The organism is Bradyrhizobium sp. UFLA06-06, from assembly GCF_054820065.1.
Genome location: NZ_JADFUD010000114.1, coordinates 1 through 12,745 on the forward strand (window position 1 = coordinate 1; position 12,745 = coordinate 12,745).

General features: G+C 63.3%; 12 protein-coding genes and 1 tRNA gene. 7 read left to right on the forward strand and 6 right to left on the reverse strand.

All coding sequences use genetic code 11. The annotated features are described in order from the left end of the window. Positions 1 to 536: 536 nt before the first annotated feature. On the reverse strand, positions 537 to 2,144 hold the full coding sequence (locus IF803_RS41260) for a GMC family oxidoreductase (protein WP_461196030.1): 1,608 nt from the start codon (positions 2,142 to 2,144) through the stop codon (positions 537 to 539). Between the two features lie 114 nt (positions 2,145 to 2,258). Beyond that, the gene (locus IF803_RS41265) at positions 2,259 to 3,692 is read right to left on the reverse strand and encodes a coniferyl aldehyde dehydrogenase (RefSeq protein ID WP_461196031.1); all 1,434 of its coding nucleotides are present in this window, start codon (positions 3,690 to 3,692) and stop codon (positions 2,259 to 2,261) included. A 317-nt stretch (positions 3,693 to 4,009) separates the two neighbouring features. Between IF803_RS41265 and IF803_RS41270 the strand changes: the two genes are divergently transcribed. Beyond that, positions 4,010 to 4,086: transfer RNA gene (locus tag IF803_RS41270), tRNA-Met, on the forward strand. A gap of 371 nt (positions 4,087 to 4,457) precedes the next feature. On the opposite strand, the gene IF803_RS41275 is transcribed toward IF803_RS41270, so the two are convergent. The 3 genes from IF803_RS41275 to IF803_RS41285 all read right to left on the reverse strand — a co-directional run bounded on the left by IF803_RS41275 (position 4,458) and on the right by IF803_RS41285 (position 7,161). Next, the gene (locus tag IF803_RS41275; protein ID WP_051447950.1) at positions 4,458 to 5,273 is read right to left on the reverse strand and encodes an alpha/beta fold hydrolase; all 816 of its coding nucleotides are present in this window, start codon (positions 5,271 to 5,273) and stop codon (positions 4,458 to 4,460) included. Positions 5,274 to 5,539: 266 nt separating this feature from the next. Further along, positions 5,540 to 5,944, reverse strand: a complete 405-nt coding sequence (locus IF803_RS41280; RefSeq protein ID WP_028341929.1) for a baeRF12 domain-containing protein — start codon at positions 5,942 to 5,944, stop codon at positions 5,540 to 5,542. Between the two features lie 110 nt (positions 5,945 to 6,054). Further along, positions 6,055 to 7,161, reverse strand: coding sequence for an ATP-binding protein (locus tag IF803_RS41285; RefSeq protein ID WP_304497304.1), 1,107 nt, complete (start codon positions 7,159 to 7,161; stop codon positions 6,055 to 6,057). 435 nt (positions 7,162 to 7,596) lie between these two features. Between IF803_RS41285 and IF803_RS41290 the strand changes: the two genes are divergently transcribed. The 6 genes from IF803_RS41290 (at position 7,597) to IF803_RS41315 (ending at position 11,980) form a co-directional block, all read left to right on the forward strand. Next, a complete protein-coding gene (locus IF803_RS41290) occupies positions 7,597 to 8,283 on the forward strand; it encodes an antibiotic biosynthesis monooxygenase family protein (protein WP_028341930.1) in 687 nt (228 codons plus the stop codon). Between the two features lie 315 nt (positions 8,284 to 8,598). Continuing rightward, positions 8,599 to 9,534 carry a LysR family transcriptional regulator gene (locus IF803_RS41295; RefSeq protein WP_028341931.1) on the forward strand — a complete coding sequence of 312 codons (936 nt, stop codon included), beginning with the start codon at positions 8,599 to 8,601 and terminating at the stop codon, positions 9,532 to 9,534. Next, positions 9,531 to 10,268, forward strand: coding sequence for a peroxiredoxin-like family protein (locus IF803_RS41300; protein WP_461196032.1), 738 nt, complete (start codon positions 9,531 to 9,533; stop codon positions 10,266 to 10,268). The genes IF803_RS41295 and IF803_RS41300 overlap by 4 nt, the downstream gene beginning before the upstream one ends. Before the next feature lie 56 nt (positions 10,269 to 10,324). After that, entirely contained in the window at positions 10,325 to 10,537 is a 213-nt protein-coding gene (locus IF803_RS41305; protein ID WP_304497302.1) for a GNAT family N-acetyltransferase, read from the forward strand. Positions 10,538 to 10,721: 184 nt separating this feature from the next. Further along, positions 10,722 to 11,297: a cytochrome P460 family protein gene (locus IF803_RS41310; protein ID WP_028341933.1), complete on the forward strand. Its 576-nt coding sequence runs from the start codon at positions 10,722 to 10,724 to the stop codon at positions 11,295 to 11,297. A gap of 137 nt (positions 11,298 to 11,434) precedes the next feature. Then, on the forward strand, positions 11,435 to 11,980 hold the full coding sequence (locus tag IF803_RS41315; protein ID WP_051447952.1) for a DUF1993 domain-containing protein: 546 nt from the start codon (positions 11,435 to 11,437) through the stop codon (positions 11,978 to 11,980). 189 nt (positions 11,981 to 12,169) lie between these two features. Here the strand turns inward: IF803_RS41315 and IF803_RS41320 are convergent. Next, positions 12,170 to 12,745, reverse strand: a 576-nt coding sequence (locus IF803_RS41320) for an MFS transporter (RefSeq protein WP_461196033.1), incomplete at its 5' end; no start/stop codon positions are given.

A 12,745-nucleotide genomic window follows, 5' to 3' on the forward strand; every position in this document is an offset into this window, starting at 1 on the left:
GTTCGTCGGCAGCGTCAGATGTGTATAAGAGACAGGCTATGGATTGCTTCGTCGCTTCGCTCCTCGCAATGACGGCGTGGCTCAGGTGCGTAGCCCGGATGAAGCGCAGCGAAATCCGGGGTCGTGTGGGCAAGGTCCCGGATTTCGCTTCGCTCCATCCGGGCTACGATTGCAGCGGATCCGCGTATATCCTCGTCCACCGTCGTCATCGCCCGGCCTGTGCGCAATTGCGCACATGGACCGGGCGATCCAGTACGCCGCGGCCCCTCGGCTCAAGCACTGCGGTCTCTGGAATACTGGATCACCCGCATGCGCGGGTGATGACACGGAGCAAGCTGACGGCGTCTGCGCAATTTTCTGAATAATAGAAGAGTACCGCTGATTTGCCCGACGAGTCAAGTCGCCGTGTCGAAGCCGGCAGCCCCCGGCTACTTTGCATGGGGTTGTTTTCGATATTTTGGCCGAGCGGCCCTTCGACGGCAGCCTCATAGGGCGGGCAAGGGCGCTCTTGCGCCGTGCCCACCCTACGCATTTGGTCACCCCGCCCGCATTTCCGCCCTGATCATATCCGCCGCCTTCTCGCCGATCATGATGGTCGGTGCGTTGGTGTTGCCGCCGATCAGGGTCGGCATGATCGAGGCGTCGACCACGCGCAGGCCTTCGAGACCGTGCACGCGCAGCTTCGGATCGACCACCGCAAGCGGATCGCCGGTGCCCATCTTGCAGGTGCCGACCGGATGATAGACCGTGTCGACGCGCTCGCGCAGGATGCTGCGGATGTCGTCGTCGGTGTGCACGTTGGATGTGAATACATCCTTCTGCTGCAGGGCGCGCAGCGCCGGCGCCTCCATCAGCCGCCGTGTGGTCTTGTAGCCCGCCACCATCGATTCGAGATCGTCTTCCTCGCCGAGGAAGTTCGGGTCGATCAGCGGCGCCTGCATAGGGTCGCCGCCCGCCAGCGCGACGCTGCCACGGCTCTTCGGCCGGAGCAGGCAGACATGGCAGGAGAAGCCGGTGCCGCCGTGGCGCTTGCGACCGTGGTCGTCGACCATCGCCATGCCGAAATGCAGCTGGATGTCGGGGATGTCGAGATCGGGCCGCGTCTTCAGGAAGCCGCCGCATTCGGCGAAGTTCGAGGTGAGGGGACCGCGGCGTTCCCGTCGATACTGCATGATGGCGCGGACGAGCCGCGGCATGCCCTTCAGCGAGAGGCCGGCGAAGTTCGGATTGTCGGACATGTAGCCGAAGATGAAATCCGGATGGTCCTGCAGATTTTGGCCGACGCCGGGCAGATGATGCACGCTGGCGAGGCCGTGCCTGCCGAGCGCCGCGGCATCGCCGACGCCCGACAGCATCAACAGCTGCGGCGACTGGAACGCGCCAGCGGCAAGCAGGACTTCGCGCCGTGCGCGGAGTTGCTTCAGCTCCTTGCCCTGCCGGTATTCGACGCCGACCGCGCGCTTGCCCTCGAACAGGATGCGCGTCGCGTGCGCATTGGTCTCGACGCGCAGATTGGCGCGCCTGCCGATATGCGGATGCACATAGGCGCGGGCCGCGCTCCAGCGCTCGCCGTTGCGTTGGGTCACCTGGTAGATGCCGAGGCCCTCATGGTCTTCGGCATTGAAATCCTCGCGGATGCGGAATTGCGCCTCCTGCGCCGCCTGCAGGAAGGTCTGCTGGATCGGATTGCCGGAGCGCAGCTTGTTGACGGCGAGCGGGCCGCCCTTGCCGTGATACTCGCCGTCGAAATCGGAATTGTCTTCCGAGCGCTTGAAATAGGGCAGTACGTCGGCGAACGCCCAGCCGGTATTGCCGAGCGCGGCCCAGTGGTCGTAGTCGGCGCGATGGCCGCGGATGTAGACCATGGCATTGATCGCCGAGGAGCCGCCGAGCCCCTTGCCGCGCGGCTGATAGCCGATGCGGCCGTTGAGCCCCTTTTGCGGCACGGTGTTGAAGGCCCAGTTGTTGACGGTGCCCGCAACCATCAGCACCAGTGCGCCGGGCGTGGTGACGACCCAATTGTCATTGGTGCCGCCGGCATCGAGCAGCGCCACCGAGGTCGCCGGATCCTCCGACAGTCGTCCCGCCACCGCGCAGCCGCCGGAGCCTGCGCCCACCACCACAAAATCGAATGTGTCAGTCACGAATGTTCCCCCTGGTCTTCGTTTTGCGTCATTGCGAGCGAAGCGAAGCAATCCATCTATCCGTTATGCGGCGCCATGGATTGCTTCGCCACGCTCGCAATGACGGCGTGATTCTTACGACAACAACCGCATCAGCCTCTCCAGCCGCGCGACTTTCGCGCCATAGGGCGGATAGAGATCGGCAAGCCGGTTGAAGCGCGAGCGGTAGAACACCGGCTTGAACTTGGTCAGCGTCTTGAATCCCCACTCGCCGTGATAGGCGCCGGTGCCGGAGGCGCCGACGCCGCCCATCGGCTGATAGGCCTGCGCGAAGTGGAACAGGCAGTCATTGACGGTGACGCCGCCGGACACCGTACGCGCCAGCACCGCATCGCGGGCGGCGCTGTCGGTGCCGAACCAATACAGCGCCAGCGGGCGATCGCGCCTGTTGACGAAGGCGATCGCCTCCGCCGCATCGCGCACGCCGATGACCGGCAACAGGGGCCCGAAGATCTCCTCCTGCATCACCGTCATGTCCGGCGTCGCGTCGACGATTACGGTCGGCGGAAATTTGCGCCTCGCCTTCCACTCGCGGTCGTTCGGCGCTGCCGGCTGCATGATGGTCGCGCCTTTCGCGGCGGCGTCGGACACCAGCCCCTCGAGCCGCGCATAGTGCCGATCCGAGACGATCGACGTGTAATCGGCGTTATTCGGATCGGTACCGAACATGTGCTGCATGTGACCGTGCAGCCGCATCGCGAAGGGCTGCACCGCGGCCTGCGGCACCAGCGCGTAATCGGGCGCGATGCAGGTCTGGCCGGCATTGAGCAGTTTGCCATAGGCGATGCGCTGCGCGGCTTCATCGATGTCGGCGGAGCCGTCGACGATCACGGGCGATTTGCCGCCGAGCTCGAGCGTCACCGGCGTCAAATTGCGGCCACAGGCTTCGGCCACCAGCCGGCCGACGCGGGTCGAGCCGGTGAAGATCAGATGATCGAACGGCAGCGCGGCAAACGCCCTTGCGATTTCGTCGTCGATATCGGTGACCGCGAGCTCGGTGACGTCGAATTTCTTGGCGATCGCCTCGGTCAGCAGCTCGGCGAAGCGCGGCACCAGCTCGCTCGGCTTGATGATGGCGCGGTTGCCGGCCGCGATCGCGGCGACTGCGGGCGCCAGGGTCAGCTGCAGCGGATAATTCCACGGCGCGATGATGCCGACCACGCCGAGCGGCTGCGGCATCAGCCGGTTCTTGGCCGGCGCGAACTGCACCGTGGTCGGGACCTTCCGCGGCGCCATCCAGCCCTTGAGGTGCCTGGCCGCGTGCTTGATCTCGCCGAGCACCAGCATGGTCTCGGCGATCGCCGTCTCGACGGTGGAGCGGTGGCCGAAATCGGCCGAGATCGCCGCCTCGAATCGCGCCTCATTCTCGGTCAGCGCGGCGCGCAGGCGGCGCAGCCGGTCGAGCCGTGCCTGCAATGTCGGCGCCGGCTCGCCGCGTGACAGCTCGAACTGGCGAAGAAAGGCCTCCTCAAGCGCATGCAGCCCCGGGCTCTTCAATGGCCGGTCCATGGCATTTCCCCCTCGGATGACGTTTTCTTGACGGATTTGTTGCGCGCCAAGCTCCGCTTTTGCGCGCGGTCTGGCAAGGCCCGGTTCCCGGCGGTAAATCCTGCCGGGGCAGCCGGCGATTTCGACGTCACAAAATCCTCAAAAACCCGCATCCGGGGCTTTCCAAACCGGGCTCACGTTGATACATACGCCCCGCACCCGACGGCTTCGGCCCGGGTCGCCTTCTCAGGAAGCCCCCGGACGGATCGATCGGCGCCGTTGAAAAGCGTTGGCCGGCCGGCTCAGGCACCCTTTCTGCAAGGCACGCAACGGTTTAACGCGGGGTGGAGCAGCCCGGTAGCTCGTCAGGCTCATAACCTGAAGGTCATAGGTTCAAATCCTATCCCCGCAACCAAAGTTCAAAATGGAAACCCAGCAATCTCAACGGATTGCTGGGTTTTTGCTTTTCGGTCTTAAGCAGCCGCATCAACAAATCCAATTGCTTAGCTCGATAGGTTCAAATCAACCCGCAACCAATTGGAGAGTGCGAAGCGCCACGGACGATCAGTGCCAATGGCGTAGGTCCTCGCTACCAAAAAAGAGAGTGATCGCTGACGCGCAATCATCATCCCTTCAATTCCGAAGGCTGGCCCGTCTGTTAGTGCCGTGCGGCCCGAACGAAGCCCCGTGCGGCGTGCCGCGCGAGTATCCTGACGAAGGCGACGGGGCGCGCATCCGTTCCTATCGACAATACGAAATCGCGCTGCTCGTGCGCTCTGCCGATATTCAATCGAGCAGGAAGCGTCTGACTTCCTCGGCAACCGTGCGACCTTCCGTCTCAAGCGCAAAGTGCCCGGTGTCCAGAAGGACAATTCGTGCTGCGGGAATGTCTCGCCGAAACGCTTCGGCGCCCTCCGGGGCGAAGAATGGGTCGTTCCTGCCCCAGGCGGCCAGCAGCCGTGGCTGATGCTGACGGAAGAATGCCTGATAGAGCGGATAGCGTTCGATGTTGCGCTTATAGTCCAGCTTGAGGTCGATCTGCAGATCGGCATTTCCGGGGCGGGCCAGAACCGCCGCATCAAGCGTGTAGGACTCCGGCTCAATAATGGATGGATCGGCCACGCCGTGGAAGTAAGCTTGCTTGACCCCCTCGAGCGTCATGCGGGAGCGAATGGGCTCCCGTTTGTCGGGGCTTGGGCTGACCCAGTAGGCTCGCAGCGGATCCCAGGCTTCCTTCCTCAATCCCTCGACGTACGCGTTGCCGTTCTGGCTGATGATCCCTGCAACACGCTCCGGATATGTCAGCGCGAGGTCCCAACCCACCGGTGCACCGTAGTCGAAGACATAGAGCACGTAGCGCGTAAGCTCCAAGACGTCGACGAACGCTGCGATCGTGCGCGAGAGGGATTCGAAGTCATGCCGATAGTTTCGCTCGGCGGGGATTTGCGTGAAGCCGAACGAGGGTAGATCCGGCGCGATCAGCCGAAATCGATCGGCGAGCTGTGGCATCAGATGACGAAAGTAGAAGGAGGAATTCGCAAAGCCGTGCTTGAGTTTACCGCAAAGCCACCGACAGGATCCGCGATCTTGCGCCAATTTCATCGCGCAAGCTGTGGTTTTTCGCTGTTGGTTTGGAGGATGGTTCTTCCACCGCCGTTCTGTTCTCAGCATCTGTGGTCGAAGCGGCAGTATTAGAACTGCGAGTAACGCGATAAAGGGAGTTGCGGACAGTTCTGCGATCTCGGCATAGCCCTTCTGCCTGGGTTGAGAATGCCGCAGGAGATGCTGGAGGCGACGATTGAGATGGCGAAGCAGGCCGACAAGTGCACATGCTTCTCACCAGCGAGCGCATTCCGGCGTCGTGTGCCTTAGGCGCCAGCGATCAGTGAGGCGATATCTGAGAGCGGACGTCGGCCGAAGTCTTTCGCGAGCTCGCCTATGATCTTGCTTCTCAGGTCGTGGTGAAAGTGCTTGCGCATCTCCCCCAAGGTTCTGGGGTCAGAGACAACGACCAAGTGCTCTATTGTCCCGTCCATGCTGAGCTTGTTCAGGAAAGCCGCGGTTGCCGCTGCAAAGTCCTCTTCGATGAACCGCCTGCCATCGGGGTTGGCGGAGCCGGTATGGTGCCGTGCACCTGAGCCTGCGTGGAGGTGCGCGGGCGGAGCTGCCGTGATCTCGACCAAGTGCACCCCAGGTTTCACGCCTGTATTGTGGAACATGCGAAACGTCTCGCCGTCAGCGACGGCAACTGTCGTACCGGCAGGTAGAATCATCGAAAGATCTCCTGTTCATCCGGCGAGCTATGACACTTGCACGCCGAGCGCCCCACTGCGTGTTTTCGATGAGCCCCTGTCGGTCGAACGAATGGTCGAGGCGGAGGGGATCATGAGCTCCCTCGCTGAACCGGTCTCCAGGTGTTCGCGCTGGCCAAGATGGCGCCAAAGCTGTCGCGGGATTCACCAACGTGAAACATCCCGCCGTTAGGGGAGGGCGTGTACGCGATCTCCGTGCCGACGATCGTGCTGGGGAGCCCGGCTCTGTGCGCGCGCGGGAGCAGCAGACGCATGCGTGTGCCGGCACCGCGCTTGCTCTCTGTACAGACCACGCCGCCTCGTTCTTCAGCGAAGCGCCGGACCTGGGAAAGGCCGGTGCCATGGCCCGTGGCCCTTGTTGTGAAGTCCGAGGTCAAGGCCTGCGATAGGATCCTCTCAGGCATGCCGTCCCCATCGTCGGCGGCAACGATCTCGACGAATTCCCCGGACGCATCGGCGGAAGGCTCGACGTTGTGCGCCTTGACGGTGATCGTGCCGCCTCTCGGCATGGCATCCGCCGAGACTTGGCAAAGGTCCAGCAAGGCGAAGTATAGCTCCTCCGGGTCGGCATTGAAGGCCCATAGGTCAGGGGCGATCTCGGCGCGCACCGTGATGTGCAGAGGCAACGTCCAGTCAAGCGCACTTGCGATCGTTGCGAGGCGAGTGCCTGTGACAAACCCGTCGATCGACTCGGCGCCTGCTTGCTCGGCATCGAGGAACTGCCGGCTGGACATCGCGCCTCGCGCGATCGCCTGCTGCATTTTCGCAAGGATGGCCTTTCGGCGCGCGGCATCGGTCTGGCACTCGAGCAGCCGCAGGCCGCTGTCGATCACGGCGAGGAGGTTGTCGATGTTGTGGACGAGGAACTGCGCCACGTCGGGCATGATGCTCGCGATATCCCGCCTGCGAGGGGTGGCCACGCCGCGCGCATCAGACGGCACGCTGGCGCGGCACAAAATCCCCGAGACCTCGCCGTTGGGGCCGACGAGCGGGATCTCCGCGTACCTGGACGCGATGAGACCGCTACCGCCGTCGCGAACGTCTCGCACTCGTGCGCTAAACGCATGCTGCACTCCGAGCGCGACGCCGGCGCGGTCCGCGAGCACGACAACATCCTCCAGCAGCCGGCCTTCGACAGGGCCGGATAATGAAACGCCAATCGTCTCTCTGATTTGCATATCGGACCTCCTGGCTTGCAATCGTGCAGCGGAACTGCGACTTCGGCCCGCATAAGGGACGACGTAGGTCGAAGTCTGAGTCCATGATGGTCGAAAGGAAAATCACCTCTCGCCATGGAGTCGATAGCCGACCGTTATCGGATTGTCTGAAAGACGCTTGGCTAGCCGGAGTGGGCTCGTTCGCGCGGACTCTTCGACGCCCGACCGACCTGGGCTGATCTCAGGCTCCCGAACCACTGCCGGAGTAGCTGGCCTCGGTTGCGCGAGTCCGATGCGGCAGACCTCCGGCCATCATAACGCGCGGCTATCGACTTCATGGCGAGACGTCACTTCCCATTCACAATGTGGAATTCCATGCTTCGACGGCGCCGCGCTGATCCGGCTCGCAACACCACGATCGACTATGTCGCAGCACTCTGGGAGTGAGATACGATCATGTTTTCAGTGATTTTCGAGCTCCTCCCCAACAAGGGGAGTTGGGATGACTACCTCGACAGCGCCAAGATGTTGCGCCCCGAACTGGAGCAAGTCGAGGGCTTCGTCGACAACATCCGCTACAAGAGCCTGACCCGCGAGGGCTGGATCCTCTCGCTTTCGAGCTGGCGGGACGAGAAGTCGCTCGTCCGTTGGCGGACTCGCATGCGCCATCACGAGCTCCAGCAGAAGGGCCGGGACGAAATCTTCGCAGATTATCACCTCCGCGTCGGCCAGATCACCGGTGACAATCAGGTGCCTGCCGGGTACGCCCTCACGGAGCAGCGGCTCGACGAGACCGAAGTCGGGGAGGGAACGACGGTCACGCTGATCAACGCGACGCGCCCCGCGGAGTGGAAGCAGACCGACAACCCGTATGACTGCGCCGAGTGGCTCGGCCTAAACCCGTGGGCGGCCGACAGCACGTCCTGGGACATCTGCGACGCCATGCTCACGCCTGGCGATCTGATTCTGCTCATATCCTGGAAGAACCACGCTGCGGCGCAGGCCTACGAGGACACTTTCGCACCGAATGACAATGCGAGGGTCCGGAAAGTGCGGATCGTGCGCGACTACGGGAAACACGACCGCCGCGAAGCGCCTCAATACTACGCAGATGCCAAAGGCGGTGAGACGCTCCGCGCCTGACGCCATGCGCCGGAAAGGGCCGGCCGGCCGCGTAGTTAGATGATCCGGGCGAACGCACGACGCCTACAACGGCGTCGACTGCACGCCGCACGGCAACGCGTCCGAATTGAGCCTTTTCCTCGTTCACCCAACCCTTCACCATGTCGGCTCTCAGAGATTCCTGAAGGCGTGTCCGTGCGTCCAAATCAACAGCCAGGTCATTCAAACGGGGGCACGCAAGTAGCATCTAGGCCCCATGATTGCGGCGTGCCTCGTCACGTCGCGGAGCGCAAAGGCTCATCAGCACAGACAACCGCACCTTGACGGAAACGATCCATGGAGCTTCATCAAGTTCGCTACTTTCTCGCTGTGGCGTCCACACTCAACTTCACCCGCGCGGCCGAGCTGTGCAATGTCACGCAGCCGGCCCTGACCAAGGGAGTGCAGAAGCTCGAGCAGGAACTCGGCGGCCAGCTGATCTACCGCGAACGCCAGCTGACGCAGCTCACCGACCTTGGAAAGGAAGTCCTTCCGATGCTGGAGCGCACACTGGCTTCGGCGGAGGCGGTGCGCCGCAGGGCCGAGGAATTCCAACGCAAGGACGTAGCGCCATTGAAGATCGGCCTCGCCCCCTCTATCTCGGCATCGCTGGTCCTCGATCCGATCGCGGAGATCGCAAAGTTCGTCCCTGGACTTCACGTCGAACTGCGCGAGGGCGTGGCGGAGAAGCTCGTCGACCTCTTGCTTGCGGGGGAGATCAACGCGGCTATGGTCGGGGATGTGCAGGACGTGCCCGACCGTATCGACGACTGGTCGCTGTTCGAGGAACGCTACGTCGCGGTGCTCGCGCCGACACACCGGCTCGCAAACCGTCAGTCGATCGGCATCGATGACCTCCGCGAAACCGTCTTGCTGGAACGGGCTGAATGCGATGTTGCCCCGAAAATCCAGCGGTCGTATTTTCCGGAGGTGCCCCCTCACTTCGGCCACTGCAGCGGTCACGACTTGCACCTGCAGCACATGGCGGCTGCGGGCTTCGGCGTGATGCTCGCGCCCGAGCACATGCCGCGCCTTCCGACGCTCAAAACCATCCCGCTCGAAGGCGACCCGGTCTTGCGGGAGGTGCGGCTGCTGGCAGTACAGGGGCGCCGCTACTCGCCGGCGCTGGACGCTTTCGTCAAGGTCGCGCGGCTTCGCGACTGGTCGTTCGAGGTCTCCGACCGGGGTGTGCCCTACGAAACGGTCGTAGAGATGGCGAGGGCGTCCGCATGACGACGACACCCGCGCCGGCGGCCAGCCGCCTCCAGCCAACCGATCTTCAGCTTGACGGCTCCTTGCCGATGACCAACCAGGCCGACAAGACACTCGCCCAGATTCGCACCGAGCTGTTGTCGACGTTTAGCGCGGCAGATTGGGAGTCTTACAACCACCTCGTGGGCTGGCTCCGCGATACCGACGTGGCATCGCGCGCGTTGAAGGTCGGGGACGAGGCGCCAGATTTCCTTTTGCCGGACGCCGACGGCCGTCTCCACTCCTCCGAGCAATTGCGCCGCGACGGACCCCTCGTGCTGAGTTTCTTCCGCGGCGGCTGGTGTCCGTTCTGCACCGCTGAGCTCTCCGCCCTCCAGGCTGCGAAGGATGAGTTCGAGAGCGTCGGCGCGACCCTCGCAGTCGTGACGCCCGACACGAAAGACTTCCCGCGGCAGCTCAAGCGGAGCCTGGGTTTGGATCTGAAGGTCCTGTCCGATGTCGACTACGGCGTCGCCATGTCGTATGGCGTACTGTTCCGGGTGCCCGATGATACCATCGCACATTATTCCAGGTTGGGCTTTGACTTCGGCGCCCGCCACGGGTCACCGATCTGGATGCTGCCCATCCCCGCGACCTACGTGATCGACTCGGAAGGCCGGATTTGCAGTGCGTTCGTCGAGCCTGACTTCACGATACGGGACGAGCCGGCGCAGATATTGGCGTCGCTGCGCCACGCCGCCTCCATGTCTCGGTGAGGGAGGCTGAAGGTGGACAGCAGTATCCGGGATAATCCGGCGATGAGTCGGTTGAAATGCCGCTTGGCGACGGAGCGCTCGCGGTCGCCTACTACAAGATCGAAGACGGTCGCGTCGTTCTCCTCCACACGGAAGTGCCACAGGATCTGTCCGGTCGGGGGTACGGATCGCGGCTGGCGGATGGCGTTTTCGAAGCGTTGCGGCGCGACAGGAAAAAGGTAATCGCGAAATGCCCGTTCATTTCCTCCTATGCCGCGCGGCGCCTTTGAACGATACCTCACGCCTATCGAAAGCATGTCCAAAGGGAATTTCTAATTTCATAGGCTGCGTCCGATCTTTGGGTCCGCCAGGTCGGCCGAGCTGCACGCGGTCGGCTCCGCAGCGAATGAAACAGTGATTGAAGACGCTGCGCCGAGTCTCCGTACCGCGCGCGAGCAGAAAAGGAGAGCTCCCATGAAATTATCAAGGACAGTCGGTCTGGCCGTCGCCGTCTCGCTGGTGGCCGGCGCCGTGGCGGCGCTCGCGCAGATCAACGGAGCGGCCTCGGCCGGCCCGACCGCGAACGTCGTGGACGCCACCGGGCATCTGCGCGTGCCGGCGGACTACCGAACGCTCTACCAGGCGCTCGGCAGCTGGGCAATTGCCGCCGACAGCGGCCAGGGCTCGAAGGAAATGCATGTCGTCTGGGCATCCCCGGGAACGATCGATGCGTATCGGAAGACGGGGCAGTTCCCGGACGGCGCCGTTCTGGTGAAAGAGGTCTTCGCGACGGCGACGGACGAGATGACAACCGGCAGGGTGAGCCATGCCGACAAGCTCCAGGGCTGGTTCGTCATGGTGAAAGACAGCAAGGGAACGCACCCCGGCAACCCGTTGTGGGGCGACGGGTGGGGATGGTCGTGGTTCGACGCCGACAAGCCGCTCAAGACCACCTCCACAGACTACCATTCGGATTGCCAGGGCTGCCACGTGCCGGCTCAGACAACCGATTGGATCTACGTGAACGGATATCCGGTCCTGCGTCGCTAGGCGACCGAATGCGTGGGCGCTTCTCGAATCCCGCAAGTTGATGCCGCAAGCTGAAAAAATTGAAGTGCTCATGGTGAGGATTCGTTTCGGCTGTCAGCCTTTCGGACCCGATCGACGTCCAGAGTACAAGCGAGCGCATGGAGTTCGACGTGTCGTTCTCGGTCTATGACATCACCGTCCCCGTCATGGTGCACGGACTGAACGTGATGGCCGACTATCTCGACCATGCCCAAGCGCTCGAGCGGGCCCGCGGGATCGAGCCCGGCGGTATCCTTGGCGAGCGGCTCGCGTCCGACATGCTGACTTTCGGAGAACAGTTTTCGGTAAGCTGCAACAAGGTCGACGCCCACTTGGCGAAACTGATGCAGCGCGACGCGCCGGCACCGCGCGACATCCCCATGATGTACCCGGCATTGAGGGAGCGTCTCCTCGAGACGCGCCGCTTCCTGCAGAACGTGCAGCCGGACGAGGTTGCCGGCGCGCAGGCCCACACATACGGGCTAACGCCGCCCATCGCGCGCGGCTGGTTCGGCGGCGACGACTATATCCGGCATCTGGTGCTGCCTGACTTCTTCTTCCACATCTCGATTGCGCACGCGATCCTTCGGCGCCTCGGAGCGAAGATCGGAAAGCGCGACTACCTTGGCAACCTCAGTCAGCAGAGTGGAGGTGACTACTCGTGAGAGGCGGGCGCAGTGCGCGGCGCGGCCCCCCCTAAAGTTTGTGCCGGAGATTTCATCCTGATAGACGGCGTCGAGCGATTACAATACGGCGATGATGACAGCTGGACCCAAGGAGCGTAGTGGCGCTTCAAGTGGGATGAATGCTGCGGCTCGCTACGTGGGATGGACACACTTGGTTCGGCCCTGGTCTCACTGATCTTCGGCCTGGGCGGAGATCATGGCGCGGTCTCTTGTCTGGTCGCCGGAGCGGCTTTCGCTTCCATGGGAGCCGCTACCAGCAGCGCTCGCCGGTTCAGATAGCGCGACGCCCGCTTTCGCAGCGCGCGGCGCCAGAGTCATCAAAGCTGTAAAGGCACCGGCGATCGAGGTCGCGGCGGCTACGGCGAGGCCGACTTCGTAACCGGACGCAAAGGGCGCGACGCCGGCGGCGAAGGCTACCCCGGCAAGCTGAGCAATCCGGCTAGCCGCATTGTTGATCCCGGAAGCGAGCCCTTCGTCGGCCTGATTCACGCTCGACAAGACCGACGCAGTGAGCGGTGCCACGAGCACAGCGAAGGACAGGCCCAGCAGGGTCACGGGTCCGATCACGCCGAGCATCAGGGATTCTGCCCGGCCGAGCGCCATCCAGACATAGGCGAGTGCCGCACCTGCCGGTCCCGCGATGAGCATGGCCCGCGCGCCAATCTTGTCCGCCAACCTGCCGAAGACGTTCGACATGAGCCCCACGCCGAGCGTGAAGGGCAGGAACTGTCTCTTATACACATC

Excerpts from the sequence above, each read along its gene's own strand:
- IF803_RS41265 (WP_461196031.1), bottom strand. The coding sequence starts at position 3,692 with ATGGACCGGCCATTGAAGAGCCCGGGGCTGCATGCGCTTGAGGAGGCC.
- IF803_RS41275 (WP_051447950.1), bottom strand. The coding sequence starts at position 5,273 with ATGAAATTGGCGCAAGATCGCGGATCCTGTCGGTGGCTTTGCGGTAAA.
- IF803_RS41280 (WP_028341929.1), bottom strand. The coding sequence starts at position 5,944 with ATGATTCTACCTGCCGGTACGACAGTTGCCGTCGCTGACGGCGAGACG.
- IF803_RS41285 (WP_304497304.1), bottom strand. The coding sequence starts at position 7,161 with ATGCAAATCAGAGAGACGATTGGCGTTTCATTATCCGGCCCTGTCGAA.
- IF803_RS41290 (WP_028341930.1), top strand. The coding sequence starts at position 7,597 with ATGTTTTCAGTGATTTTCGAGCTCCTCCCCAACAAGGGGAGTTGGGAT.
- IF803_RS41295 (WP_028341931.1), top strand. The coding sequence starts at position 8,599 with ATGGAGCTTCATCAAGTTCGCTACTTTCTCGCTGTGGCGTCCACACTC.
- IF803_RS41300 (WP_461196032.1), top strand. The coding sequence starts at position 9,531 with ATGACGACGACACCCGCGCCGGCGGCCAGCCGCCTCCAGCCAACCGAT.
- IF803_RS41305 (WP_304497302.1), top strand. The coding sequence starts at position 10,325 with ATGCCGCTTGGCGACGGAGCGCTCGCGGTCGCCTACTACAAGATCGAA.
- IF803_RS41310 (WP_028341933.1), top strand. The coding sequence starts at position 10,722 with ATGAAATTATCAAGGACAGTCGGTCTGGCCGTCGCCGTCTCGCTGGTG.
- IF803_RS41315 (WP_051447952.1), top strand. The coding sequence starts at position 11,435 with ATGGAGTTCGACGTGTCGTTCTCGGTCTATGACATCACCGTCCCCGTC.